This is a genomic window from Sutcliffiella horikoshii (assembly GCF_019931755.1).
In the GTDB taxonomy this organism is placed as follows: domain Bacteria; phylum Bacillota; class Bacilli; order Bacillales; family Bacillaceae_I; genus Sutcliffiella_A; species Sutcliffiella_A horikoshii_E.
In genome coordinates, this window is the sequence record NZ_CP082918.1 from 2,075,347 (window position 1) to 2,098,059 (window position 22,713).

Genomic DNA, 22,713 nt, shown 5'->3' on the forward strand with positions numbered 1-22,713 from the left:
TACACGTACAGGACCTACTTATCTTAACACACTGCGCTCATGTATTATATGGAGAATGGCATCAAATAAAAACGAGCCTTCATCGCAATGATGAAAGCTCGTTTTTTAGTGTGTTTTTAAAGGAACAAGCCACAACTGCCGTAACTTAGTATAAGAAAGTTTTAAACCACCACTCCTGAAAGTGGGTGTTCGCAAAAACATTCCTGTCGTCCTCTATCCATGGAGGCATGACATTCCTGCTTTTATATAAAACTCCCTAGCTAAGTATAAAGGTTAAAACTTTGTTATGGTTACGTACATCGTAGCTTGTTTCACTATAGTACAGGAGAACGAGAAAAAATGCAAATGGTTTTAGTTAAAGTACTGTCTTGTAATGTTCGCCGCAATATGCAAGAACAGCCTGCTCTTCCTCTTCTTCCATTTCAAAATCCAACGCCTTGTTGGTATTCTCTTCAAAAAATTGATACTGTGCAATCCTTTGTCCATTCTCTTCGACAGCGAAAATCACTTTCAAATAGACACCTTGTTCAGTATACAGTTCATCTTCTTCATCGATTTCCAAATCCAGAAAGAATTCGAATCTGTCTCCTTCAATAATTCCTGTAGGGTCTTTCAGCTTTTCTGCTTCATGTCCTTTAATGTTCATCATTACTCTTCCTTTCTATCTTTTAAAACTCTTGTTGGTAAAATCTTTTTTTCTGGACTTTTCTCTTCTAGCTTTCGCAATGTTAACATTGCGTTCTTCCTCATAATCATCACGGTCAGGAATGCTGATGCCTTTGAATACTAGTCTTTCTAATGGAAATTCAATTCCTTTTTCTATCATTTGGAGAAAATCCACATCCCTTGGAGCGTATAGCGTGTAAGCTTCTCCAGTTCCGCTTGCACGTCCTGTACGGCCAGTGCGGTGGATATATGTCTCCAGATCCTGAGGAATGTCATAATTATAGACATGTGTCACCCCTTCTACATCCAACCCGCGAGCAGCTACATCTGTAGCAACAAGATATTGAAGTTTGGCTTCACGGAACCATTTCATCGCTCTGTTACGTTTAGATTGCGGGATGTCGCCGTGCAAAGGTTCACATTCAATTCCCTCTTGTTTAAGAACCTCTGTCAGCTTTTGCACCCTTGCCTTTGTTCGGCAAAAGATTATGGCCAAATAGGGATTGTGTTCTTTAATGAGATGTAGCATGGTCCCTTCTTTACGGCGGTCCGTCGTTTCCACGGCATAATGGTTGATGGACTCGACTGTCACTTGTTTCTCAGCTATTTGAATGTGTTTAGGTTGCTTCATATACTTTTGAGCTAAGGAATGAATCTCATTTGGTATGGTTGCAGAAAACAGCATCGTCTGGCGGGAAGAAAAAGTTTCTGCTGTAATGGTATCAATATCAGGTAGAAAACCCATTAACAGCATCTGATCAGCCTCGTCAATTACTAGCATGGAGATGGTGGAAAGATCGATGGTCCCTCTTCTCACATGATCCAGCAAACGCCCAGGCGTTGCCACGATAATATGCTGTGCCCCTTTGAGTTTTTTAAGCTGTGATTGGACATCCTGGCCTCCGTACACGGCAAGAACCTGTAAATCATCTATATTTTCTTTTAGCTTTTTTATCTCTTTTGTAATTTGATGGGCAAGCTCTCTTGTTGGTGTCAGTATCAATGCTTGAGTTTCAGGGTTATTAACGTCCACCTTCTCCAAGATAGGAAGGACAAAAGCTAATGTTTTTCCTGTTCCTGTTTGTGCCTGTGCAATAACATCATGACCCTCAAGTACTTTGGGGATGGTTTGTTCCTGTATTGGGGTTGGGGCATTGATTCCCATGGATTTTAAGGAATGATTTACTCCTTTACGAATCCCTAATTTTAAAAAATCTGTCACTCTTATCACGTCTCTTTTCTATATATAGCCTTAAAATAGCTCCAATAACTATATCATATAATAAAGTAGAGCATAAACAAAAACCGATCAGAACTCTCAGACCGGCTTTTAAACATTCTATCCAATTTTACTTAAACCAACCTTTTTCCTTGGATTGAGTAATAGCTTCAATTCGGTTTTTTACCTCGAGTTTATCCAGTATGGTTGAAATGTAGTTTCTAACAGTACCTGATTTTAAGCTTAATTCATCAGCTATTTCTTGTGTATTCTTCCCGTCTGCCACAAGCTCCAGAACCGCTTTTTCCCTTTCTGTGAGCGGATTTTCCTCTCCGTAGAAGTCATCCATCAATTCAGGGGCATAAACGCGTCTTCCTGACATGATGCTCCGGATGGAGCTGGCCAGATCTTCACTTGGGCTGTCTTTTAGTAAGTAACCGGTAACTCCCGCTTTCAAGGCTCGTTGGAAATAACCTGTTCTTGCAAATGTGGTCAATATGATGACTTTGCACCCAAGACCCTTTAATTCTTCAGCAGCTTCCAAACCAGTTTTCTCTGGCATTTCAATATCCATAATGCAAACATCCGGCTTATATTTGTGATATAAAGCGACAGCCTCTTCCCCGTTTCCAGCCATTCCAACCACTTCCATATCCTCTTCCAAATCTAGTAATGAACCTAAGGCGCCTAACATCATGCGTTGGTCCTCTGCTATTACTATCCGTATCATGCTTTCTCCTCCCGTTCCCTCTGATTGACCATTTTGGGCACCTTGATTCGGATTGTTGTTCCCTGTTCCCCGCTAATCTCCACCAGGCCATTTACAAATTCTAGTCGTTCTCTAATACCGAGCAGTCCGCTGCCTTTCCCTATATCATCCTGCTCTGTCATTCCAACCCCGTTGTCATGAATGGTCAGCCTGATTTCGTCACCTAGCTGCTCCATCTTGACCGTACATATTGACGCTTTGCTATGTTTAACTACATTTGTAACCGCTTCTTTCAAGCACATACTCAATATGTTCTCTAAGAACAATGAATTGTCCTTTAAAGGTAAATCGTGGTCCAATTTTAATTCTATCTGTGCAGCATCAAGTATTTGTTTTATCCTAACAAATTCCTCTTTTAATCGAATTCCCCTCATTTGAGACACCATTTGTCTCACTTCATTTAAAGCGGTCCGGGCTGTTTGTTGGACATCCTTTAGCTCCAATTTTGCCTGATCAGGATTTTTAGTCATTACTTTCCTAGCAAGATCACTCTTCAAGCCGATCAACGAGAGTTTTTGTCCAAGTGTATCATGCAAATCTCTTGCAATCCGTTGCCGCTCTTCTTGGATAATAAGCTCAGATATTCTTTTGTTTGCTACATCCAACTGTTCTTCTAACTGATCCTGTTTTCTTTTATTGTAAAGATTAAATGGCAACAAGATTACAGCAATCCAAATGATCACTACAAACGGAATCTGTTTCAAGAATAACTCGTCCCTCATGACGACATTTATGTTGATTGCTACAGTAGTTGCAATCAGATGAATGATATATAGCACGATAAATGCAATTTTATTCTTAATTTTTCCATTGTAATAAGCAATATAGAAAGCAAAGTAAATGAAATGAAACAAGATAGTCATTGTAATGGAAATCCCTATCAGTAAACAGGTCCAAAGATATACTGGCCACTTATTAGAAATAAATGCAAATCTATAAGCAATAAAAAATAAAATCGTTAAACTTATACCCACTATTATTTCGGGGGTGGATGATGATTGAAAAATAAAATAAAACGGAAGGATGCTGAATACGCTCCAGATATATGGTGATATTCCAGAACCTTTTTGAAACATTAAATATCTCTTTTTCATAGTTGAAACCTCATTTATCCTTTACATGTCTTGTATCGATATTATACCAAAGTTAATAGGAAAGTTCTGTAAAATAATGATTATAGACTTTTAAATCCATTTTACTCTTTTAATAAAAGGAAGAATAGTCATACGTGTCATAAGCATGTTATGACAAATGTCATATATTTTCTTTAATTAGATGGATTTTTACTGAACTTTCTATTCGTTAATATATTTAAGGCGGCCATCCCATCACTTGGGCAGCCATTCAGGTGATTAATTGGAAATAAAGAAAAGAACAAAAAATAAAATGAGAAATACGTAAACTGATAGAAGAAAATACTTGGCTCCAATACTTCTTTTAATATCAATGTATTTAAGATGAATATGGACAAAATGTTAAATAGTGATCCCCCTAAGTAGACTAAAATCTTATCGAGTTTAGAAGCTTTTTTGCTCAATGATATATACTCGCACCAACCATCATAAAAATATAACTTTCTTACTCGAATAGCACCAAACTTGAAAAGGATATTTCCTGTTCCTATATGGACAATGACCTTTCCTCCAAAGAGCTTAGCGAAGAAATAATGACCCAATTCATGAATGATCGTCACGATAGGTAACACAAGAAAAAAAGAGAAGAAAAATTTCCACAGATCATTGAACCCGAACAATATAAACACTACCTTTCCCATGATGTAAAGAATAGAATTAAATAATGCTTACATACCCTAAATTCAACAATCAAACATGATTAGATGCAAGAAATTAAAATTAAACCAAATTACCCATTTCTAAAAAAAATCCCACACCAATATTATGAGTGTGGGTTTTTGAATTACTCTTAATAAGAGGTTTTTGATTTTATATTTTGCAAACAGCTGTCGAAAAATTCACTTGCTAACTTGTATTGTTGGCTTTCGAAATAGTATTTAGCCAACATCTCCGTATACTTAATGGTGTATCTTTCATTCCCGGCATTCTTAAAATAAGGGATTACTTCTTGTATGATATATGGCTCTAACTCTGAATCTTTATCTAATAAATAGATATGTGCGGTAAAGTGAATAATATATTCTGTTAAATCAATTTGTTTGGCCAATCTTAGCCCTTGTTCCGCCCATTCCCTTGAAAATTCAGTTTGGTCCAAAAAGTAATATTCTTCAACAAGGCCTAGGATGGAAAAAACACTTCTTTCTTCTTCTCTTTTTCGTTTTAATGATTCTAAATAATAAAAGATAGCTTCTTCTGATTGCTTCAAATATGACTTGATACAACCAAGATTGTGAAGTGCCATGGATTCCAAATAGGAATCTCCAATGTTTTCCCCTATATTTTTTGCAGAAAGATAATGCTTTTCAGCAAAGTCTTGTCGTTTGGAATGGTTGTAGTTGATGCCTAAAACGATATGACACTCAGCCGAACGTTTATTGTTGTAGAGACTTTGATAGAGGGAAAGGGCCTTTTCGGCGAAAAAGATGGATTCAAACGTATCACATGTTTTTAGTTTTGTTAATGAGACTTGATAATACAGTTCTGCTTTATCATCTTCAGAAATATAAGGTAGTTTTTCAGCCAAAGATAAGGCATTATCAAGTGCTAAGGTGGATTGTAAAAAATTATTCGTACGATAATAATAGATTCCTAATGTTTTATGGTGTATATACTCAACAGAGGGATTTATGCTAGTTGGTAAACTTCTAATTTGATCATATATCGACTCATATAGTTTTCTATCATTATTAAGGATAAAGTACTTAAGCTTCACCACGAGATAAAGTAAGTTTATGCTGGGATCAGATAAGACATTTTTAATATCAAACTCATCATTTAAGTATAAAAACTTTTCTCTTGCAGCCTTTTTATTCTGTAGTACGGTAAAATCATAAATTTCATATAATAGCTCTTCCACTGGTGTATTAAATTTAAGTCTTTCATGAACTTTTAGATTGTCTTCTTGTCCATTAGATAATTCTAAGGTGCCAACAATCCCATGATCTAGATTGTAATTGAGAGAGAATGTGTCCCTGGAAAGCCTATTAATATGATTTTTTAAATTCCTCATTAAATACACCCTTTGTGTGAATTATAAGAATATTTTACCACCTTCTTCTACATATTTATACAACATTCCGTCAGATTTTACTTTTTTTTCTACAATCTTTCTGTTATTGGCAAGAGTAAGCTATTGTTTGCTAACCTCGCCTTCTCTTCAATGGTTGTCACAAATTAGCCGAATCTTTGCCATAAAGATGTCATATTCAAGCGCTTTCCCCCTGTTTTGCTTCTTCGTTAAAGGGAATATACTAGAAAGAGAGTTTGCTTGGTGTTTATATTGTGAAGTATTGAGCAATCTATTGTATAATAAAAAGTGAACCTAGAAGATTGTAATTTTTGTTTGAAAAAGGAGTGGAGTATGGATGTTTGGGATGTTTGAATATGATCCGGTCTTATTAAGTCGAATTCTAACTGGAATTACATTGGCTGTTCACGTCATTTTCGCCACGGTCGGTGTGGGAGTTCCCCTTATGATAGCTTTGGCAGAGTGGATGGGAATAAAGAGAAATGATGAACATTATCGCCTGCTTGCAAGAAGATGGGCTCGTGGATTTGTCATAACCGTTGCGATCGGGGTAGTGACAGGAACTGCTATCGGTTTACAGTTGAGCTTACTTTGGCCAAACTTTATGCAGATGGCCGGCCATGTTATCAGTCTTCCATTGTTCATGGAAACCTTTGCGTTTTTCTTTGAAGCTATTTTCCTCGGCATCTACCTATATACGTGGGACCGATTTAAAAAGAAAATTTATCACTTTTTCATTTTGATTCCTGTAGCTCTCGGTGCAATGGCTTCAGGCTTCTTTATCACAACAGTAAATGGCTTTATGAATGCACCAAGAGGATTTGACCTTGAAAACGGCGTATTGACCAATATCCGTCCATTAGAAGCAATGTTCAATCCTGCAACTCCTACAAAGGTTGCTCACGTTTTATCATCGGCGTATTTAACAACAGCTTTTGTTCTAGCTGCCATTGCAGCCTTCGCGATACTTAAAGGAAAAGACCATGTTTATCATAAAAAAGCATTGCATCTTACGATGACAGCAGCTGCAATCTTTGCTATATCCACTGCTATCATTGGTGATTTTTCAGGTAAGTATCTAGCAAAATATCAACCTGAAAAACTTGCCGCAGCAGAATGGCATTTTGAGACTTCAACGGAAGCTCCGCTAATATTGGGTGGTGTACTTCAAGAAAATAATGAAGTGAAATATGCACTGGAAATTCCCTATGCCTTAAGTATCCTGGCTCACGGGACACCAGATGCAGAAGTAATCGGGTTAGAAGAGTTCCCAGAAGATGAGCTACCTCCATTAGTTGTCCATTACTTCTTTGATTTGATGGTGGGGATCGGGATGTTCCTAGCGTTTATTTCTATTCTGTATGTCTTGTTTGCAAAAGTTCGTAAATGGAATGAATGGAACAAACCTTTATTATGGGCGATAGTTGCCGGTGGACCGTTGTCCCTACTGGCAATAGAGATGGGCTGGTTCTTTGCAGAACTTGGCAGACAGCCATGGTTGCTTGTAGGTTATATGACGGTTGAACAAGGGGCAACGACTTCGGAACATGTTGATCTGATGATAGTCCTTTTTGTTCTACTTTACATCGTTCTTTGTACAACATGTGCCACAGTATTACGGAAAATGTTTAAAAATAACCCGGTGGAGAAAGAGCTTCACGACAGGGGCATGGAGTAAGGGGGATGACAAATGAGCTATGAAGTAATTGGGATCACTGTCCTGTGGACGTTTTTGTACGGTTATTTAATTGTAGCATCCATTGATTTTGGCGCAGGTTTCTTTAGTTATTACTCAACAATTACAAAGAAAAACCACCTAATCAACAAAGTGATTGTCCGTTACCTCTCCCCTGTTTGGGAGGTAACGAATGTATTTCTAGTATTCTTCTTCATCGGAATAGTAGGGTTCTTCCCTTCTACCGCCTATTATTATGGAACAACCCTTTTAGTACCGGGAAGTATCGCAATTGTGCTGTTGGCAATTCGAGGGTCCTACTACGCTTTTCATCATTATGGGGAAAAAGGAAACAACTTTTATCAAGCCTTATATGGAGCCACAGGTCTTTTAATACCTGCTTCCCTTTCTGTTGTGCTTACCATTTCAGAGGGTGGATTCATCTATAAATATGAAGATTCTGTATGGCTTGATTATGAAGCCCTATTCACCAGTTTCTACTCCTGGGCAGTGGTCATCCTGGCGTTAGTAAGTGTACTTTACATCTCGGCTTATTTCTTGGCATATTACGCTAAGACCGCTCAAGATGAAAAAGCCTTTGATGTATTAAGAAAGTATGCCTTAAATTGGAGTCTACCAACGATACTTGCCAGCGTTCTTGTATTTTTCGCTTTAAGCGATCATAACCCAGAACACTTTGATAAAATGTTGGAACTTTCCTGGATGTTCAGTCTTTCTTTCCTCTTTTTCATCGGAGCGGTTTATCTGATGTGGAAAAAGAAACATCTCGGTGTAGCCTTTATCTTGGTAATGCTCCAATTTGCAACGGCCTTCTTCGGTTACGGGGCATCTCATATGCCGTACCTGCTATATCCGTATCTGACCATCTATGATGGATTTACGAATGAGGCGATGGCGATAGCGTTGATTACAGCGTTCATTGCTGGATTGTTTTTGTTAATCCCTTCTTTGTATCTATTGATGCGACTGTTCTTATTTGACAACAAGTACGTACAAGGGAAAAAATAAGGGGGTAAACTCTGTGGAAAATTTCTTAATCATGTATGCTTCGCCATTGATTGTGGCAACGGGCATCTTCGTACTATTCCTTTGGGGAGCCAAGGGGAAGGAAAAGTATAAATAAAATAACAAAACAGCCCTGCCAATGGTAGGGCTGTTTTACATTTTTAGAGTTTTAAATTCTTATCATCAGCAACAAGTCTCGGTTTCTTCTTAAGTAATGGAATTATTAAAGATAACAATGCTACCCCTATCAATGTAGCAGAGATTGGACTTTTTACAAATACCAACCAGTCCCCATTTGAAATGGTAAGAGATTGACGCATGGCCTGTTCCATCATGCCACCAAGAATGAAAGCGAGAATGAACGGTGCTGCCGGAAAGGAGAAGATTCTCATCAAAAATCCTGCTACTCCGAATAATAGCAATATATATAAATCAAAAGTATTGAAGCTTATCGCATAGACCCCGATAAGACTGAACATGATGACCAAAGAGATTAGCAAGGGCCTTGGAACCTTAAGTACTTTGGCTATATATGGGATAAGCGGGAGATTCAATACCAATAAAAACACATTCCCTATATACATACTTGCAATAATCCCCCAGAACACTTCAGGATTATCCTGCACCAATAGTGGACCTGGCTGTACACCTAGTACAAGGAAGGCACCAAGAAGGACAGCAGTTGTACCCGACCCGGGAATACCTAAACTAAGGAGGGGAACAAAGGCCCCGCCTGTTGCCGCATTGTTCGCAGCTTCAGGTGCAGCAAGTCCTTTTATGGAACCTTTCCCGAACTCTTCTGGCCTTTTGGCAATTCGCTTTTCTGTGACATAAGCAATAAAAGATGCGATCGTCGCCCCTGCTCCAGGTAGAACACCTAGCAAAAATCCTAGAAATGATTGCCGCGTAACAGGTCCCTTCATTTCATTGACATCTTCTCTGGATAGCTTCAGACTGCCAATGTTTCCACTCATTCCCCCTGAGCTGTCCTTGCGGTTGAAAATCAATACACAAACTTCTGCCAGTGCGAATAATCCAAGAGCAATGACAAGAAAGTCAATTCCTTCAAGTAGATTAATATTCCCGAAAGTAAACCGCTGTGTTCCTGTTTGAGCATCTATACCAATCGTTACGGCCATGAAACCCAACACTGCAGAAATCATTGCTTTTATTGTGGATCCATCAGACAAACTTGAAATGGCTGTCAGTCCCATCAGCATTAAAGCAAAATACTCTGCCGGGCCGAAAACGACAGCGACAGAAGCTAATAATGGAGTGAAGAGCATCAACAGAATAACACTAATGGTACCTCCGGTGAAGGAAGCGATGGCAGCAATGGCCAAAGCTTTTCCTGCCTTCCCCTGCTGTGCCATAGGGTATCCATCAAACGCGGTTGCGACTGTACCCGATATTCCTGGTGCATTTAATAGAATGGAGGATGAAGAGCCCCCAAATACTGCCCCGTAATAGACCCCGGCCATCATGACCAATGCCAACGCCGGGTCCATACTGTATGTGACGGGAATCATGATGGCAATCGCACTGATTGGTCCCAGACCCGGCATCATCCCAATAAAGGTCCCGATAAACACCCCTAAAAATACAAATAAAATACCTTCTATACTAAATGCGACCTGAAACCCGGAAAATAGACCTTCCATGGAACCCATCTCTCTCACCTCCTAAAATGGTAACACTCCTGGTGGTAAATGAATAAGGAGCAAGTAATTGAACAAAAAATACAAAAGTAACGAAAAAATGATTGCCACTAGGACACTTACTTTATATTTTTTATATCCAAGAAATGAAGAACATGTAAAGACAAACGTTGCTGTCATTATGACAAAACCTACTATTTCAAGTAAAAAAATATAGATTAAGATAAACCCCGCGACCCCCAGCAGAACATAAAGTTCCTTCTTAGGTATCGTTCTTTTTTCTTTTTCTTGTTCGGTTTCTTCCTTTTTCTGGACGAAAAGTAAAATGGACAATATTAATAGTAAGAAACCCAATCCCTTTGGTACCACGTCTGCATCGACTAACGCATATGTGTAACTGGGGATCTGGTAGCTTAAAAACAGGTATACTCCTGCAAAGAAGAATAGGGCCAATCCAAGTTTACGATTTATCGGTCTTAGTATCATGTAACTCCCCACCAATCTATAGAGGCCGCTCCCTCGATATGGGAGGGCAGCGGTCCGTCTATTAATCTTTAATTCCCGAGCCCCAATTCTTCCAATAAGGCTTGCATTTCTTCATTCTCTTTTTTAAGAAATTCCTGATATTCCTCTCCTGTCATGAAAAGCTCATTCCAGCCGTATTTCTTTCTGATTTCATCCCAGGCTTCTGATTCGTTTAATTTTGAGAACTTATCTACATAATAGGCAACAGCCGCGTCATCCATGTTGGCTGGGCCAAAGAATCCTCTCCAGTTCACGAAGGTTTCATCTATTCCCTGTTCCTTGGCAGTTGGAAAGTCAGAAAGAACCTCCCCCTCTAGACGCTCTTCTGCTGTTATGCCTAATACCTTGATTTTCCCTGCCTTCACATGCTCCACCGTTTCAGCGGTGCCGGCGGAATAGACATCCACACTTCCGTTAAGTAATGCCGTCAATGTTCCTCCCTCTTGTTCGGATACATATTTGACCTTGGTGATATCCACGCCAGCTGCTTTAGCTATTTTGACAAATTGGATATGATCCATGCTTCCGGGAGAAGATACACCGATAACCGTGATGCTTGCTGGATCTTTTTTCATATCTTCAAATAACTCATTTAAATCGTTCCACTTTGCATCAGCCCGTACTGCAAAAGCACCGTAGTCCGCGATAACATTGGCAAGTGGAGTAAAATCCTCATACGTATTCTCGGATTGTCCGTTAAGCGGGACTAGTAATAAAGGTGGAGAAGATACGAACAGATGGTGTGGATCCGCCTCTTTCTTCGCGATGTAAGACCAAGCAACAGCACCGCCGCCACCTGGCTTATTGACAACTGGCATTCTCTTATCGATCAATTCCTCCTGCTCAAATGTCTGAGCTACCATCCGAGCGGTAGTATCCCATCCCCCTCCTGCCCCAGCTGGTGCTACCATTTCTATTGGTTTCTGAGGAGACCATGTACCATCTGCACTTGTTCCTCCTGTTGAGCTGGAGCAAGCTGCTGTTACGGATAATAACAATGTTAACCCCACTGCACTTGCTTTGTTTTTCCATTTCTTTGTCATCCACAAACTCCCCTTTGCTATTGTCTTGTAATTGATTGTAAAGAATATTCTTATAAATGTAACCGTTTACAAAATTAGCGTTATAAAAGATTTATTGGTTATTTTGTTCATTTTGTTCACAGGAAGTTTTATCAAATGACCAAATAAAAGAGGCTGCCCTTAGGAAATTTCCTTTAGGACAACCTCTTTATTTTGCATCTTTTAAGGCTTAACTGATTTTAGTGCCTCCAATGTTTCTTTGTAAAAAGTATCATTGTGTGGAACAAACATTTTTTTATCCACCTTCATAGTAATCTTAACTCTTTCGCCGTGAGCATTTTCCTTTATCCCTTCGATTGATACATCCGTCATATTCCCAAACCATAGTTGGTAAAAGTCTTCTAAAGGAACGATAAAAATCCCACTAACCTCTTCTGTTTGCAGAGTAAATGACTCTAAGGGTATGTACCGCTTTAACAGATAAACATGGGCATGCTCTCTATCGATAAAATCTTCCAATTCTTTTTCATAAGGGATGACACCCAGGTAAGACAGTTCATCCATGCCAACTTTTATCCCTATTTCCTCTTCTACCTCCCTTACCCCATCTTCCACGTTTTCATGTGATAACAGATGTCCGGCTGCTGTGATATCCAATAAGCCTGGATAATCTTTCTTTTCCTTGCTTCTCAGTTGAAAGTAAAGATATTCTTTGCCGTTTATCTCAGCCTTTATCCAGCAGTGAAAAGTCTCGTGCCAATGTCCCTTAATATGTACTTCATCTCTTGATGCAGTGCCCAGGTATGTTCTTTCCTTATTGAAAACTTTTAATTGCTCCATTGTCTCATAATCCTATCCGATAGTATTTTCTTTCAGGTCTGCCTACCAAGCCGTACTCCAACTCAGCTTTTGCTTTATCCAGAGAAATCAAGTACTCAAGGTACCGCCTTGCTGTTGTCCGGGATGCCCCCATCAATTCTCCCATTTGTTCCGCTGTCCATCCATTATGGCTATGATTATCTAATAGGCCTTCCACTTTTTCCAAGGTTAATTGGTCGATTCCCTTGGGTAAAGAATCCTTTTGTTTCTCAGTTTCCATCAACCCGTTTCTATGAAAAAACTGATCTATAACTTTTTGATCATATGATTCATTCTCTTTTATGAAAGCTTTTCTCTCAAGATATGTTTTTATGGCATGTTGAAACCTTTCAAATGTTACCGGTTTGATTAAGTAATCAACCACCCCATATTTCAGAGCCGCTTCCACCACCGCTTTTTCTGTTGCTGCAGTTATCATGATGATGTCCACCTCGGGGAATCTATCGCGGATGAGTGGTAGCAGGGAAGCTCCGCTTTCATCAGGCATGAAATTATCCAAGAGGATAAGATCGATTTCCCCAATTGCAAGTTTGTCCATGGTTTGAGCTGCATTTAGAGCTTTATTGACCACCCTTACTCCTTCAATTTTTTCTAAGAATTGCTCATGAATGCCCGCAACCCGAAAATCATCCTCTGCTATTGCCACGTTTATCATTTCTTTCACCCCCATATGTTTTGTTTTTAGGGAGGTATACGGTAAACACCGTTGTATTGTCCGAGGTTCTTTGAACTTCTACCGTTCCGCCAAGCTGTTCTACCTCTTTCTTGACAATAGCAAGGCCGTATCCCCTTGGCTGATCAGCTTGTTTGGTACTGTATCCCTTCCCGAAAATTAAATCTATTGTTCCTTCTTGAAAACCTGGTCCATTATCACTTATCTCCAAAATTAAGTCGTTTCCATAATCAATAGCGAAAAAGGATACAATTCCATCCTCTCTTGTCTCCACGGCCTCCAACGCATTATCTATTAAATTACCAACAATGGCCACTAAGCTAGAGAGCTCTATATTACGGGTGATTAACTGGACTGAACTTTCTTCATTTAGTTGGAGAAGTTTCTTCTTTTCTGATGCGACAGCAAGCTTCCCTAGCAGGATGGCCTGAAGTTTTTCGTCCTTTATCCTGTCAAATAGAATATCATTGCGTGCCTGATTAACCATATATTCTTTCTTGATCCAGTCTAATGCTTCTTCAAATTTTCCTAACTCCAACATCCCTGATAAAACGTAAAGTTTATTAGTAAATTCGTGGGTCTGAGCTCGCAACTCCTCTGAATATTTCTTTACCTCTACAAGAGTATGTAGCAACTTTTTCATATCTGTTTTATCTCGAAAGCTGGACACTACTCCTACCACGATTTCTTTTTCCATAATAGGAATCCTGTTTACAATTACATCTTTATCAAATAAGTAGATTTCTTTGTTTTCCTGCGCATGTCCTGTTCGGGCAACCTCCATAATATCTGTATCAGGTACGATGTCGGTTATTTGTTTATGTATCAGTTCTTCTTCACGCAGCTCTAATATATCAAGCGCTGAAGGGTTAACCATGGTAACGAACCCATTTGCGTCAACAGCAATAATGCCCTCTTTTACTGATTTTAGGATGGCATTTCTTTCCCTGTACAAGGAAGCGATTTCATGGGGTTCCAGACCGAGGATATCTTTTCGTATGTTTCTAGCAAGCAGATACCCTCCAACCACTCCGACATTTACTGCCAACAGAGCAATCAACGATATTTCCACCAACTTTTCTTCCATCCGGCTTTTTAAATTCTCCATGAGAAAACCGACCGATACAACTCCGATGACCGTTCCATCATTTGAAATAATAGGAGCTTTCCCTCTGATGGATAACCCTAGTGAACCTGTCGCTTCCGATATATAAGCTTTCCCTTCTTCCAAAGCCCTTATATTATCTCCCCCCACCATCTGTTGGCCGATTTTATCGGTATCAGGATGTGTATAACGAAGGCCTTGAGCATCTCCGATCACCACAAATTGCGCGTCTATCTCCTGCTGGATTTTCAATGTAAGCGGTTGGAGCGTATCACTTGCTTTGTCCGAATCCATTGCTTCTTGTACCTCTGGCATAAAGGAGATTGTTTTGGCTATTTGGAGTGCTCGGTTTCCTGTATTGGTTTTAAACTCTTTCATCTCTAAGTAAAAGAAAACGCCGCATATCAAAACGATAATGCCGATAAGTAGCGTCACAATGAGAATGATTAGCTTTGTTTGCAGACGCACCGGTTTTATTTTATGTCTCATCAAGATCTCCCCCTGAGTTCCTATTATTTTATAATAATTGGTTTAATTATTCTATGTATTTCGATATTTAGGGTATGGGAAATAATCTATCGGCAAAAACCTCTAAAGTTTTAGTAGGATAACAACAAAAAAATCTACTTCTTTATGAGTGTTTTTCTGAAATAATAACGTCTCGGATTTAAGAAAACTTTTCTAAAATTATTTCCCACTCCTGTTTTTCTCAAAAAAAAGCGACCCGTATAGCGAGTCGCTTTGAATAGTTAACATACTGAATCTGTTGGCTTAGGGTTCTTTAACCCGAATAATGGTCTGATAAATAACGCCAGTAATGTTCCAAGCATAGCCATGACCATCCATACCCAACCGTGTAAACTGAAGGAAGCAATTCCTCCAAAGTATGCTCCAATATTACAACCAAAGGCAAGTCTTGCACCGTAGCCCATTAATAAACCACCAACAATAGAAGCTCCTGCAATGCCAGGTTTGATTTTCTTAGGTTTAAAAGTACCTTGTGCACTTGCAGCAATAAATGCTCCTAAGATGATTCCAAAGTTCATCACACTTGTTGAATCAGCAAGGACCGTCTGTGTTAAAGCTTCTCCGTTTGCTCCGGTAAAATATCCCCAGCTTGAAACATCTATTCCTACTAACATTAATGCCTTTCCTCCCCAAAGGGCGAATGCTGAAGTAATTCCCCAAGGGTTTCCTCGTACTGCTAAAGTAAGAGCGTTTAGAAGTGCCAAAATGATAGCAGCCGCAAATAAAGGCCAAGAACCGCGTACTACCTTTTTCCAACCAGTTGTTGTTGCCAATGGTTTCATACTTGGCGGGTTTTTTCGCTTAGCAATTTGAACAGTTAACCAGTAAATGCCCGCAAAAAGTGCCATCTGAACCGCCCAGCCCCCAAAGAAGCCAAGGTCGGTCGATTCCGCAATGGAAATCGGCGGAAGTGCCGGGGTACCTTCCATCCAAAACGTAAAGTGGTAAGCTCCAATGACAGATCCAACGATGAACGACATTAGTGTCAAGATCATCGATGAAGACCCTCCCCCCACCGAATAAAGGGTTCCGGATGCGCAACCACTGCCAAGCTGCATCCCGATTCCAAACATGAATGCACCGACTAACACACTAACTCCTACAGGCGATACATAGCCTGCGGGTGTATTTCCAGTAAAACTGAAGCCAGTACTTAATATGATGGCAAACAATGTCGTTGCAACCGCCAGCATCACCATGTGCGCTTGAAGTCCCTGTACATTACCTACTGACATCAAGCGTCTGAATGCAGATGTGAACCCAAAGCGTGCATGCAATAGTGTTACACCCAGGGCCAATCCAATAATATATAAAGTCCCTTGAATCCAATCTGTTGTGGCAACAATTGCTATTAAAAGTATGATGCTAGCCATTACACCAATCGTTAAGAAAGGTTTTTGGATAGGATTCAATTTAGCAACAATAGTTGTTAGTTGCTTTTCATGTTGTTGAACAGTATTAAAAGTTGTTTCCGCCAAATCAATCACACCTTTTCATATTGTTTTTATCGGAATTATTAATTGTTCACATGATAACTTCTTTCCAACTACTTGTAAACCTTTCTGCTTGTATTCTATATTTCTCTAAAAGTTTGACTTTTTTATCTACTTATCTATAATTCGATTAATCTATCGAAATCTCTGTAAGTTGATTATTTAGTCGAATTGAATTAAACTAATGTGGAATTCTTTTTGAAAGGAGTGAGAAAAGATGAAGCACCCAATATCCATTTTTATGATGGATGTGACAAACTCATCAAAAAATTGGGACGAAATAACGTCCTATTTAGGAGAAGTGGAAGGCTTTGTGAAAAGGTGGACGAGAGGTCTCCCCCATGCACAGGTGAGACACCGACTTGGAGACGAAATTGTCGGGCTGTTTGATCATTACTCTACCGCATATACAGTGGCATTCTATATAAGCCAAATATGGAAATACAAAGAACAGCCACCCTACTTCGGAATCACGTTTGGAACGGTTGATACAAGCTTACAGCAGATTGATTTAGATAAATGGAATCATCCATTAATGCGCCAGGCAAGGCTGGCCAACGAAAAAATAAAGCACTCCTCCCAGCGTTCATCTATGTTGTTGCTTCCCGGTGAGGCATCCATTGAAGACACGTCATTAGAAATGGCAAATTTGCTTTTATCCTATCAACATAAATTCATGAGTGACCAAACGTCATTGCAACAATTAATTTCCAGGCTGTACGCCATTCTTGATGAGCAAAAAGCCATAGCAAGGCTAGTAAATAAGTCTCCTTCTACTATCTCCAGTCACTATAAGAAAGGGAATTGTGAGATAATATTGAATACCTTATACACACTCCAAGAAACCTTGGACAAGTTAGAAACAAAAAGCTTTGGGAACCAACCACATAATATTACGAAAGAGTTGACTCAAACCATTAAAAATGAGCTTTATAAAAATATCGATGCGATCATTTCTATATGATTATATATAGCAAGGAGCGTTTGAAATGATATTCCTTTCCCTTATCTTAGCCCATTTAATTGCAGATTTTTATTTTCAGACAGAGCACATGGTGAAGGAAAAACGGAAGTTCTTAAAGCTCCATTTATTTCACCATGCTGTTGTTATGCTTTTTCTCCTCCTTATCATCTATTTCTATCAAGGAAATGATTTAATTAGGGAGGTCTTGTTGCCCACCATCCTATTAGTGGGAATTCACGGGGCCATCGATTACTTAAAGATTATTTTGCAGGAAAAAACGAATAAATTAGTACAGAAAAATGCCTGGAATCTTGGATTATTTATAGTAGATCAAATTTTGCACGTAATTACTATTTTGGCAGTATGCTATTTTACTTTACAAGTAGATTTACAGGCTATGTTTCATACTGTTTTAGTATTGTTCAACTTAAAAGAAGGCATGCGACCAGAGCTTGGTTTGTTGGAAGGTCTCTTATTTCTAGTAATTATGTTGATACTATGTACAACTGTTACAGGCCATCTAATTAGGATCATGCTTGGTTCCCTCACTAAACATATTTCCCTTTTTGAAGGCAAATACACATTAAAGGATCTTGCCATCAGTCCCAATAGTGAAAAGAACATGTCAGAGGAATATACATATATGGTCATGAAACACCAAGATCTTTCTAGAGGAAAAGTGATCGGCTATCTGGAACGTCTATTGGTGGTGGCGTTAATATTGATGGGTTCTTTTTCTGCAGTTGGATTTATTGTCGCAGCCAAATCCCTTACACGATTCAAGCAGATGGATGACCGGGATTGGGCGGAGTATTTTTTACTGGGGACCCTAACTTCCTTTCTTTTTGCAATCATCTATGGAGTGTTGTTGAAAATTGTATTCTTCGGTTCTTACTAGTAAAAAATTAATAGATATGAAAAAAATAATAGAAAGAAGGTATACACCCTGTCCGATTCTATCATCTCTCATATGATAGAAACAAAGGGGGTGACAACATGTTGCGTTATTACCGCTATGTCACAAGATTAGGTGAAAACCTGATCGAAGAGGGAGAAGATTACTTGGAAAGAAGAACACAAATGGCCAAGAGAGTAATCAAAAAAGTAGCCCGCCGCTTGGATGATCTGATTGACTGATATTAGTCAGCCATTTAGATGATTTTTAGATTGGCATGGAAAACAGCACCGTCAAAAACGGTGCTGTTCTACCCTACATATTTTTGCTTTGCTGAAGAAGTTTAGATTCCCCAGTTCGCTCCCACTCTTCTACTGTTTCATAGGCTTTTTTCGGCGAATATCCCTTCCCTACAAGTACACCCATTAAAATAAATTCTTGCAGAATGTGAACCGCATTTATTCCTCTTTTAACATCTTCCAGTCCTTCATTCACCAAAAACTCAGTATACTGCACCCATTCATCCGGTGTTTTCCCATCAATAACTGGTGGCCCTTCTCCATTCTCTTCCGTTGCCTCCGCATCAGCCTTGGTAGCATGAACCGTACCGAACGGATGATTTGGCGGCGCATAAATAGAGTACAGTTTCAGTGGAACATTTCCGGTATTTGTAAGGTTATGCCAAGTGCCGGCAGGAATCACTACTGCATAGTCGTCTGAAACCATTTTTTCAAACGTAAATTCATTTTTATTTTTTCCCATTTGAACGATTCCCTCTCCTTGCTCTAAACGCAGGAATTGATCAACATCGGGATGCATTTCCAACCCTATATCTTCTCCAGGCTTTAAACTCATTAAAGTAATCTGAAACTGTGATCCCGTCCATAAAGCTGTTCGAAAGTTATTGTTTTGCAAGGTTAGTTCGTTAATATCTTCTGCAAATGGATTTGGACCATAATCCTTTAATTCAATTGCTCTGAAATTGTTTTGCAAATGATAAGTATTATACGTGTTTGGGTATGGCCAATAACTGTTTCTCATATAGTTGTAAGCATATGGATTTACAGTATAAGGATATGGATAATTATTTGAAGGATAATACATTCTTTCATCTCCTTTTAAAATTCATTAAATTATCCTATTCATTTTCACAAGGAATGTACGTTGTATGGGTTGGTTTAATTTCGAACAAATAAAAAGACCTATTTCTCGTTAAAAGAAATAGGCTCGAGTTTGGTTATTCTTTTTTAAAGTCCTTTGTACTTCTTACGGTATCAATCGGTCTGACAAGCTTTTCGATTTGTTCGCGTTTCGGTTCAAGAAACGGTGGCAAAGAAAGTTTCTCTCCTAAAGTTTCATATGGCTCATCCCCCATGAAGCCAGGACCGTCCGTTGCAAACTCAAACAGTATCTGTGGAGCAACACGTGCGTACAAGGATTCAAAGAAATAACGGTCCACATGTCCTGATGTGTTAAAGCCAAACCCTTTTAATCTGGCATCCCACTCATCGATAACAGAGCGGTCCTCTACTCGGAATGCAGCATGATGCACGGTCCCGAATCCTTGCTGCGCTTGAGGAAGTCTATCATTATGCTCTACAACCAGCTGGGCCCCGTTACCCCCTTCTCCTACCTCAAACAAATGTGTTTCTCCGTCATGAGCAATTTCTTTAAATAGAAGAACTTTTTCTAGAACTTCCTTAAAGAAATCAAAATTTGCAACACGAATATGGAGAGGCCCCAGCCCCGTGATTGCATATTCTAAAGGAATCGGCCCCTTCTGCCATGGCGTGCCCGGCTCTACCCCTTTGTTATTTTCATCAGAAACTAATTGGTATTGTTGGTCATCAAAATCTACAAAGGAAAGTGTCTTTGTCCCAAACTGATCCTTGATGCCATCATGCTTTACGTTTAAGCGGTCAAAACGATCTACCCAATATGCTAATGCCTTGTCTGATGGTACTCTGAAACCAGTTCTGAAAATTTCATTTGTACCGTGGCTTCCTTTTGGAATGCCTGGAAAATCAAAGAATGTCATGTCTGTTCCCGGGCTTCCCTTGTCGTCAGCAAAAAATAAATGGTACGTTTGAATGTCATCTTGGTTCACTGTCTTTTTTACAAGTCTCATCCCTAACACATAGGTAAAAAATTCGTAGTTCTTTTCTGCGCTGCTGGTTATTGCTGTGACGTGATGAATCCCTTTTAGTCCGTTTATCATAAGGATCTCCCCTTTTAATTTAAATGTTATTAAGTTATTTATCTTGAATTCGAGATAATTATATCGCGGTTGGATGGAGATGTCAAATTGATGAGAGGATAGAGGTTGTATTTTATAGACCTGGTGTTTCCAATCGTTTGAAGTCCAGTGGAAGTCAAGATCCTTTTCATGACATTAGTGGACGGGACAAGTAGAAACTCTCTAGCCTCTTTATTGGATATTGTCTCGTTGAATAATAAACAGTAATCACTTAAAGCCGGGATATGCGCGTCTTTTGATTTATTGTTGCACTTAGGACAACACCAATAAGAATGAGTCCTTTGCATTGGGATAGCCAGGCAGTACGAGCATTGTACACCTAATAAAAGTTCACTTGGAGTAATGTTTAGCTGTTTTAGAGTGAGGGTTAGTTTAGATTTATGATGCTCAATAATGGTGTGGGCCAGGTTTTGTATTTCTATGGTGGAAAGGCTTTGTCTATTGGAGATTGCTTTTTGTTGTTCGATTTTTGTAGGAAGATAATGACCGTGGATGACCTTTTGGTTGGTTGACTTATCTCCAGGGTCGACTTGAATCATGCAAGACGGGTTTGAGATAACTACGAAAGAAGTGATTGGTATTTGTGGGAAGCCAAACTGTTCCATCCATTGCTTGAGTAGTCTTTCTTGATTATTGACCTGTATGATTGGACACTGATAATATTTCACATTACCCATATATGTCTGAGTCAGCTGATTGAATTTCCTGTCAAAATGTATTGTCCCACCCATATTTTTCACCTCCAATAGGGATATGAAGTTATTGGATAGAAGTAAGGTATCAATATGAAAGTTTTGATTCTGGCATTGTAAACTGACGGAATGTAGAATATGGAAGTCTTGATCAGGAAGGATGCTTAAGGGGTAGTCAATGGCACTTTCGCCTTTATACCCTTTTATTTGCTTGGCTATCACTTCCTTTACTCGCGGCATCGAGAGGTGATCATTTTCGAGGCGTCTCTCAATAGCTTGCAAAAATAATAGATTGGAAGGAATCTCTCTCTCTTTTATTATCATTTGTAACCTCCTAAGCTGATTTATTAGTAAAATCATACCACTTTTGCGGTGGAGTGTCGCTTAGAAATTTGGCCGGTTTTGGAAATCGGGCGATAATTTCAATTTACGGGCGATTTTTAGAAAATACGGGCGAAAATGCAGAGGAATCGGGCGATTTTTAAGATTTACGGGCGATATTTCAACTTTACGGGCGAAAATTGCAAGTAATCGGGCGAATCCCAATTATAGGAAAAATCCGCCCAGCTCCTGCTTCTCTTCTCACCCAAGTCAAAGCTGCAAATCGAAAAATCCCCCCTCCTCAAGCTAATCCTCCCCCCGTCGCCCAGACAGAGCCGCAAACCGGAAAAGCGTCAAATTCTTCCCCCTACAACTCATACTCCCACTCGTCCTTCATCTGCAAATAAAGCACCAGTAACATATCTTCCAACTCATCGTAATGTTTACTAGAAGGATCAAGCCCGATCTTAGGAAATAAGATATCTGCCATTTTACGAGTTAGAACGATCCGATCGTCCGTAGATAAAGAATCAAGACGGTCCGCATAAGTCTTTAAAAGCTTCCATTCTTTTGCTCCAAGGGATTTCAGGGCCCATTCTTCTACGAGACCACCCTCAGCGTTAAGTCCTTTTTCATCAATTAGTTTATCCAGCTTGGAAGCTTTCTTTTTCTTCTTCCCTCTTCTTTCATGCACCACGATGGTACCGGCTACGAGGTCCCCTAATCGTTTATGCTTGGAATGGAAGAAGATCATCAGCATTCCAACTAGATAGTTCGCAGGTAACATATCAATGATTCGCAGAAAGTTACGGATTAAGCTGGAAAGCAAGGTGATGCTGTGCCCATTTTCTTGAATGACACGGATCCCAAGCATCTTTTTCCCAAATGTTCTTCCCCCTGTAAAATACTCAAGCAAGAAGTAATAGCTCCAATTCAATAAAAACATCAGTATGATAACTCCTGCAAACATATAAGATGGCATGTCCGTTTCAACATACTCAAATATACTTGCATTCAATCCTAAAATTAGTGCAATGACAATTAATATATTTACAATCACCAACAATATGGTATCAAGTATAAAGGCTGCTGCACGGCTACCTAAGCCAGCAGAGTGAAACTGCAAAGAAACATATTCGGGAGTTTTTATATCTACTTGTTCTGTCTTCAAGTTGATTCCCACT

The 22,713-nt window shown here is 39.3% G+C and carries 23 protein-coding genes and 1 other RNA gene; 6 read left to right on the forward strand and 18 right to left on the reverse strand.

Annotation, left to right across the window (positions count from 1 at the left end; translation table 11 throughout):
• Positions 1–122 precede the first annotated feature (122 nt).
• The 7 genes from ssrS to K7887_RS10610 form a co-directional block, all read right to left on the reverse strand.
• A non-coding RNA gene (ssrS, locus tag K7887_RS10580) (6S RNA) lies at positions 123–311 on the reverse strand.
• Between the two features lie 44 nt (positions 312–355).
• Positions 356–649: a DUF6509 family protein gene (locus K7887_RS10585; RefSeq protein WP_317849249.1), complete on the reverse strand. Its 294-nt coding sequence runs from the start codon at positions 647–649 to the stop codon at positions 356–358.
• Between the two features lie 12 nt (positions 650–661).
• The gene (locus K7887_RS10590) at positions 662–1,888 is read right to left on the reverse strand and encodes a DEAD/DEAH box helicase (RefSeq protein ID WP_223493475.1); all 1,227 of its coding nucleotides are present in this window, start codon (positions 1,886–1,888) and stop codon (positions 662–664) included.
• A gap of 127 nt (positions 1,889–2,015) precedes the next feature.
• On the reverse strand, positions 2,016–2,615 hold the full coding sequence (locus tag K7887_RS10595) for a response regulator transcription factor (protein ID WP_223493476.1): 600 nt from the start codon (positions 2,613–2,615) through the stop codon (positions 2,016–2,018).
• A complete protein-coding gene (locus K7887_RS10600) occupies positions 2,612–3,748 on the reverse strand; it encodes a sensor histidine kinase (protein ID WP_223493477.1) in 1,137 nt (378 codons plus the stop codon). The genes K7887_RS10595 and K7887_RS10600 overlap by 4 nt, the downstream gene beginning before the upstream one ends.
• Positions 3,749–3,921: 173 nt before the next feature.
• Positions 3,922–4,416: a site-2 protease family protein gene (locus K7887_RS10605; protein ID WP_399209616.1), complete on the reverse strand. Its 495-nt coding sequence runs from the start codon at positions 4,414–4,416 to the stop codon at positions 3,922–3,924.
• Positions 4,417–4,577: 161 nt separating this feature from the next.
• Positions 4,578–5,798, reverse strand: a complete 1,221-nt coding sequence (locus tag K7887_RS10610) for a tetratricopeptide repeat protein (protein ID WP_223493479.1) — start codon at positions 5,796–5,798, stop codon at positions 4,578–4,580.
• A gap of 364 nt (positions 5,799–6,162) precedes the next feature.
• Here K7887_RS10610 and K7887_RS10615 point away from each other — a divergent pair, with 364 nt between their 5' ends.
• Genes K7887_RS10615 through cydS form a run of 3 tightly spaced genes read left to right on the forward strand, consistent with a single transcriptional unit; the run spans position 6,163 to position 8,635 of the window.
• A complete protein-coding gene (locus K7887_RS10615; RefSeq protein WP_223493636.1) occupies positions 6,163–7,494 on the forward strand; it encodes a cytochrome ubiquinol oxidase subunit I in 1,332 nt (443 codons plus the stop codon).
• 12 nt (positions 7,495–7,506) lie between these two features.
• A complete protein-coding gene (locus tag K7887_RS10620) occupies positions 7,507–8,520 on the forward strand; it encodes a cytochrome d ubiquinol oxidase subunit II (protein ID WP_223493480.1) in 1,014 nt (337 codons plus the stop codon).
• A 13-nt stretch (positions 8,521–8,533) separates the two neighbouring features.
• Positions 8,534–8,635 (forward strand): cytochrome bd oxidase small subunit CydS family protein, encoded by a 102-nt coding sequence (gene cydS, locus K7887_RS23070; RefSeq protein WP_399209621.1) that lies wholly within the window; start codon positions 8,534–8,536, stop codon positions 8,633–8,635.
• A gap of 43 nt (positions 8,636–8,678) precedes the next feature.
• Here cydS and K7887_RS10625 read toward each other — a convergent pair whose 3' ends face one another.
• The 7 genes from K7887_RS10625 to K7887_RS10655 all read right to left on the reverse strand — a co-directional run bounded on the left by K7887_RS10625 (position 8,679) and on the right by K7887_RS10655 (position 16,385).
• Positions 8,679–10,187 carry a tripartite tricarboxylate transporter permease gene (locus tag K7887_RS10625; protein ID WP_223493481.1) on the reverse strand — a complete coding sequence of 503 codons (1,509 nt, stop codon included), beginning with the start codon at positions 10,185–10,187 and terminating at the stop codon, positions 8,679–8,681.
• A gap of 12 nt (positions 10,188–10,199) precedes the next feature.
• On the reverse strand, positions 10,200–10,661 hold the full coding sequence (locus K7887_RS10630; RefSeq protein ID WP_223493482.1) for a tripartite tricarboxylate transporter TctB family protein: 462 nt from the start codon (positions 10,659–10,661) through the stop codon (positions 10,200–10,202).
• 68 nt (positions 10,662–10,729) lie between these two features.
• Complete coding sequence (locus K7887_RS10635) at positions 10,730–11,743, reverse strand: tripartite tricarboxylate transporter substrate binding protein (protein WP_223493483.1); 1,014 nt, start codon at positions 11,741–11,743, stop codon at positions 10,730–10,732.
• A 201-nt stretch (positions 11,744–11,944) separates the two neighbouring features.
• The gene (locus K7887_RS10640; protein WP_223493484.1) at positions 11,945–12,562 is read right to left on the reverse strand and encodes an NUDIX hydrolase; all 618 of its coding nucleotides are present in this window, start codon (positions 12,560–12,562) and stop codon (positions 11,945–11,947) included.
• A gap of 4 nt (positions 12,563–12,566) precedes the next feature.
• Positions 12,567–13,256: a response regulator gene (locus tag K7887_RS10645; protein ID WP_223493485.1), complete on the reverse strand. Its 690-nt coding sequence runs from the start codon at positions 13,254–13,256 to the stop codon at positions 12,567–12,569.
• Complete coding sequence (locus K7887_RS10650) at positions 13,228–14,868, reverse strand: ATP-binding protein (protein WP_223493486.1); 1,641 nt, start codon at positions 14,866–14,868, stop codon at positions 13,228–13,230. Before K7887_RS10650 ends, K7887_RS10645 begins: the two co-directional genes overlap by 29 nt.
• Positions 14,869–15,128: 260 nt before the next feature.
• A complete protein-coding gene (locus tag K7887_RS10655) occupies positions 15,129–16,385 on the reverse strand; it encodes a YeeE/YedE family protein (RefSeq protein ID WP_223493487.1) in 1,257 nt (418 codons plus the stop codon).
• 232 nt (positions 16,386–16,617) lie between these two features.
• Between K7887_RS10655 and K7887_RS10660 the strand changes: the two genes are divergently transcribed.
• The 3 genes from K7887_RS10660 to K7887_RS10670 all read left to right on the forward strand — a co-directional run bounded on the left by K7887_RS10660 (position 16,618) and on the right by K7887_RS10670 (position 18,501).
• The gene (locus K7887_RS10660) at positions 16,618–17,364 is read left to right on the forward strand and encodes a helix-turn-helix domain-containing protein (RefSeq protein WP_223493488.1); all 747 of its coding nucleotides are present in this window, start codon (positions 16,618–16,620) and stop codon (positions 17,362–17,364) included.
• 25 nt (positions 17,365–17,389) lie between these two features.
• A complete protein-coding gene (locus tag K7887_RS10665; protein ID WP_223493489.1) occupies positions 17,390–18,262 on the forward strand; it encodes a DUF3307 domain-containing protein in 873 nt (290 codons plus the stop codon).
• A 98-nt stretch (positions 18,263–18,360) separates the two neighbouring features.
• Positions 18,361–18,501 (forward strand): hypothetical protein, encoded by a 141-nt coding sequence (locus K7887_RS10670; RefSeq protein ID WP_223493490.1) that lies wholly within the window; start codon positions 18,361–18,363, stop codon positions 18,499–18,501.
• Positions 18,502–18,574: 73 nt separating this feature from the next.
• Here the strand turns inward: K7887_RS10670 and K7887_RS10675 are convergent, their stop codons facing one another.
• From K7887_RS10675 to K7887_RS10690, 4 genes are all read right to left on the reverse strand, one after another.
• Positions 18,575–19,363 (reverse strand): cupin domain-containing protein, encoded by a 789-nt coding sequence (locus tag K7887_RS10675; RefSeq protein ID WP_223493491.1) that lies wholly within the window; start codon positions 19,361–19,363, stop codon positions 18,575–18,577.
• A 133-nt stretch (positions 19,364–19,496) separates the two neighbouring features.
• Positions 19,497–20,474 (reverse strand): ring-cleaving dioxygenase, encoded by a 978-nt coding sequence (locus tag K7887_RS10680; RefSeq protein WP_399209692.1) that lies wholly within the window; start codon positions 20,472–20,474, stop codon positions 19,497–19,499.
• A gap of 41 nt (positions 20,475–20,515) precedes the next feature.
• A complete protein-coding gene (locus K7887_RS10685) occupies positions 20,516–21,532 on the reverse strand; it encodes a nuclease-related domain-containing protein (RefSeq protein ID WP_223493493.1) in 1,017 nt (338 codons plus the stop codon).
• Between the two features lie 364 nt (positions 21,533–21,896).
• Complete coding sequence (locus K7887_RS10690; protein WP_223493494.1) at positions 21,897–22,700, reverse strand: RDD family protein; 804 nt, start codon at positions 22,698–22,700, stop codon at positions 21,897–21,899.
• Positions 22,701–22,713 lie beyond the last annotated feature (13 nt).

Excerpts from the sequence above, each read along its gene's own strand:
- K7887_RS10585 (WP_317849249.1), bottom strand. The coding sequence starts at position 649 with ATGATGAACATTAAAGGACATGAAGCAGAAAAGCTGAAAGACCCTACA.
- K7887_RS10595 (WP_223493476.1), bottom strand. The coding sequence starts at position 2,615 with ATGATACGGATAGTAATAGCAGAGGACCAACGCATGATGTTAGGCGCC.
- K7887_RS10600 (WP_223493477.1), bottom strand. The coding sequence starts at position 3,748 with ATGAAAAAGAGATATTTAATGTTTCAAAAAGGTTCTGGAATATCACCA.
- K7887_RS10610 (WP_223493479.1), bottom strand. The coding sequence starts at position 5,798 with ATGAGGAATTTAAAAAATCATATTAATAGGCTTTCCAGGGACACATTC.
- K7887_RS10615 (WP_223493636.1), top strand. The coding sequence starts at position 6,163 with ATGTTTGAATATGATCCGGTCTTATTAAGTCGAATTCTAACTGGAATT.
- K7887_RS10620 (WP_223493480.1), top strand. The coding sequence starts at position 7,507 with ATGAGCTATGAAGTAATTGGGATCACTGTCCTGTGGACGTTTTTGTAC.
- K7887_RS10625 (WP_223493481.1), bottom strand. The coding sequence starts at position 10,187 with ATGGGTTCCATGGAAGGTCTATTTTCCGGGTTTCAGGTCGCATTTAGT.
- K7887_RS10630 (WP_223493482.1), bottom strand. The coding sequence starts at position 10,661 with ATGATACTAAGACCGATAAATCGTAAACTTGGATTGGCCCTATTCTTC.
- K7887_RS10635 (WP_223493483.1), bottom strand. The coding sequence starts at position 11,743 with ATGACAAAGAAATGGAAAAACAAAGCAAGTGCAGTGGGGTTAACATTG.
- K7887_RS10640 (WP_223493484.1), bottom strand. The coding sequence starts at position 12,562 with ATGGAGCAATTAAAAGTTTTCAATAAGGAAAGAACATACCTGGGCACT.
- K7887_RS10645 (WP_223493485.1), bottom strand. The coding sequence starts at position 13,256 with ATGATAAACGTGGCAATAGCAGAGGATGATTTTCGGGTTGCGGGCATT.
- K7887_RS10650 (WP_223493486.1), bottom strand. The coding sequence starts at position 14,868 with ATGAGACATAAAATAAAACCGGTGCGTCTGCAAACAAAGCTAATCATT.
- K7887_RS10660 (WP_223493488.1), top strand. The coding sequence starts at position 16,618 with ATGAAGCACCCAATATCCATTTTTATGATGGATGTGACAAACTCATCA.
- K7887_RS10665 (WP_223493489.1), top strand. The coding sequence starts at position 17,390 with ATGATATTCCTTTCCCTTATCTTAGCCCATTTAATTGCAGATTTTTAT.
- K7887_RS10670 (WP_223493490.1), top strand. The coding sequence starts at position 18,361 with ATGTTGCGTTATTACCGCTATGTCACAAGATTAGGTGAAAACCTGATC.
- K7887_RS10675 (WP_223493491.1), bottom strand. The coding sequence starts at position 19,363 with ATGTATTATCCTTCAAATAATTATCCATATCCTTATACTGTAAATCCA.
- K7887_RS10685 (WP_223493493.1), bottom strand. The coding sequence starts at position 21,532 with ATGATAATAAAAGAGAGAGAGATTCCTTCCAATCTATTATTTTTGCAA.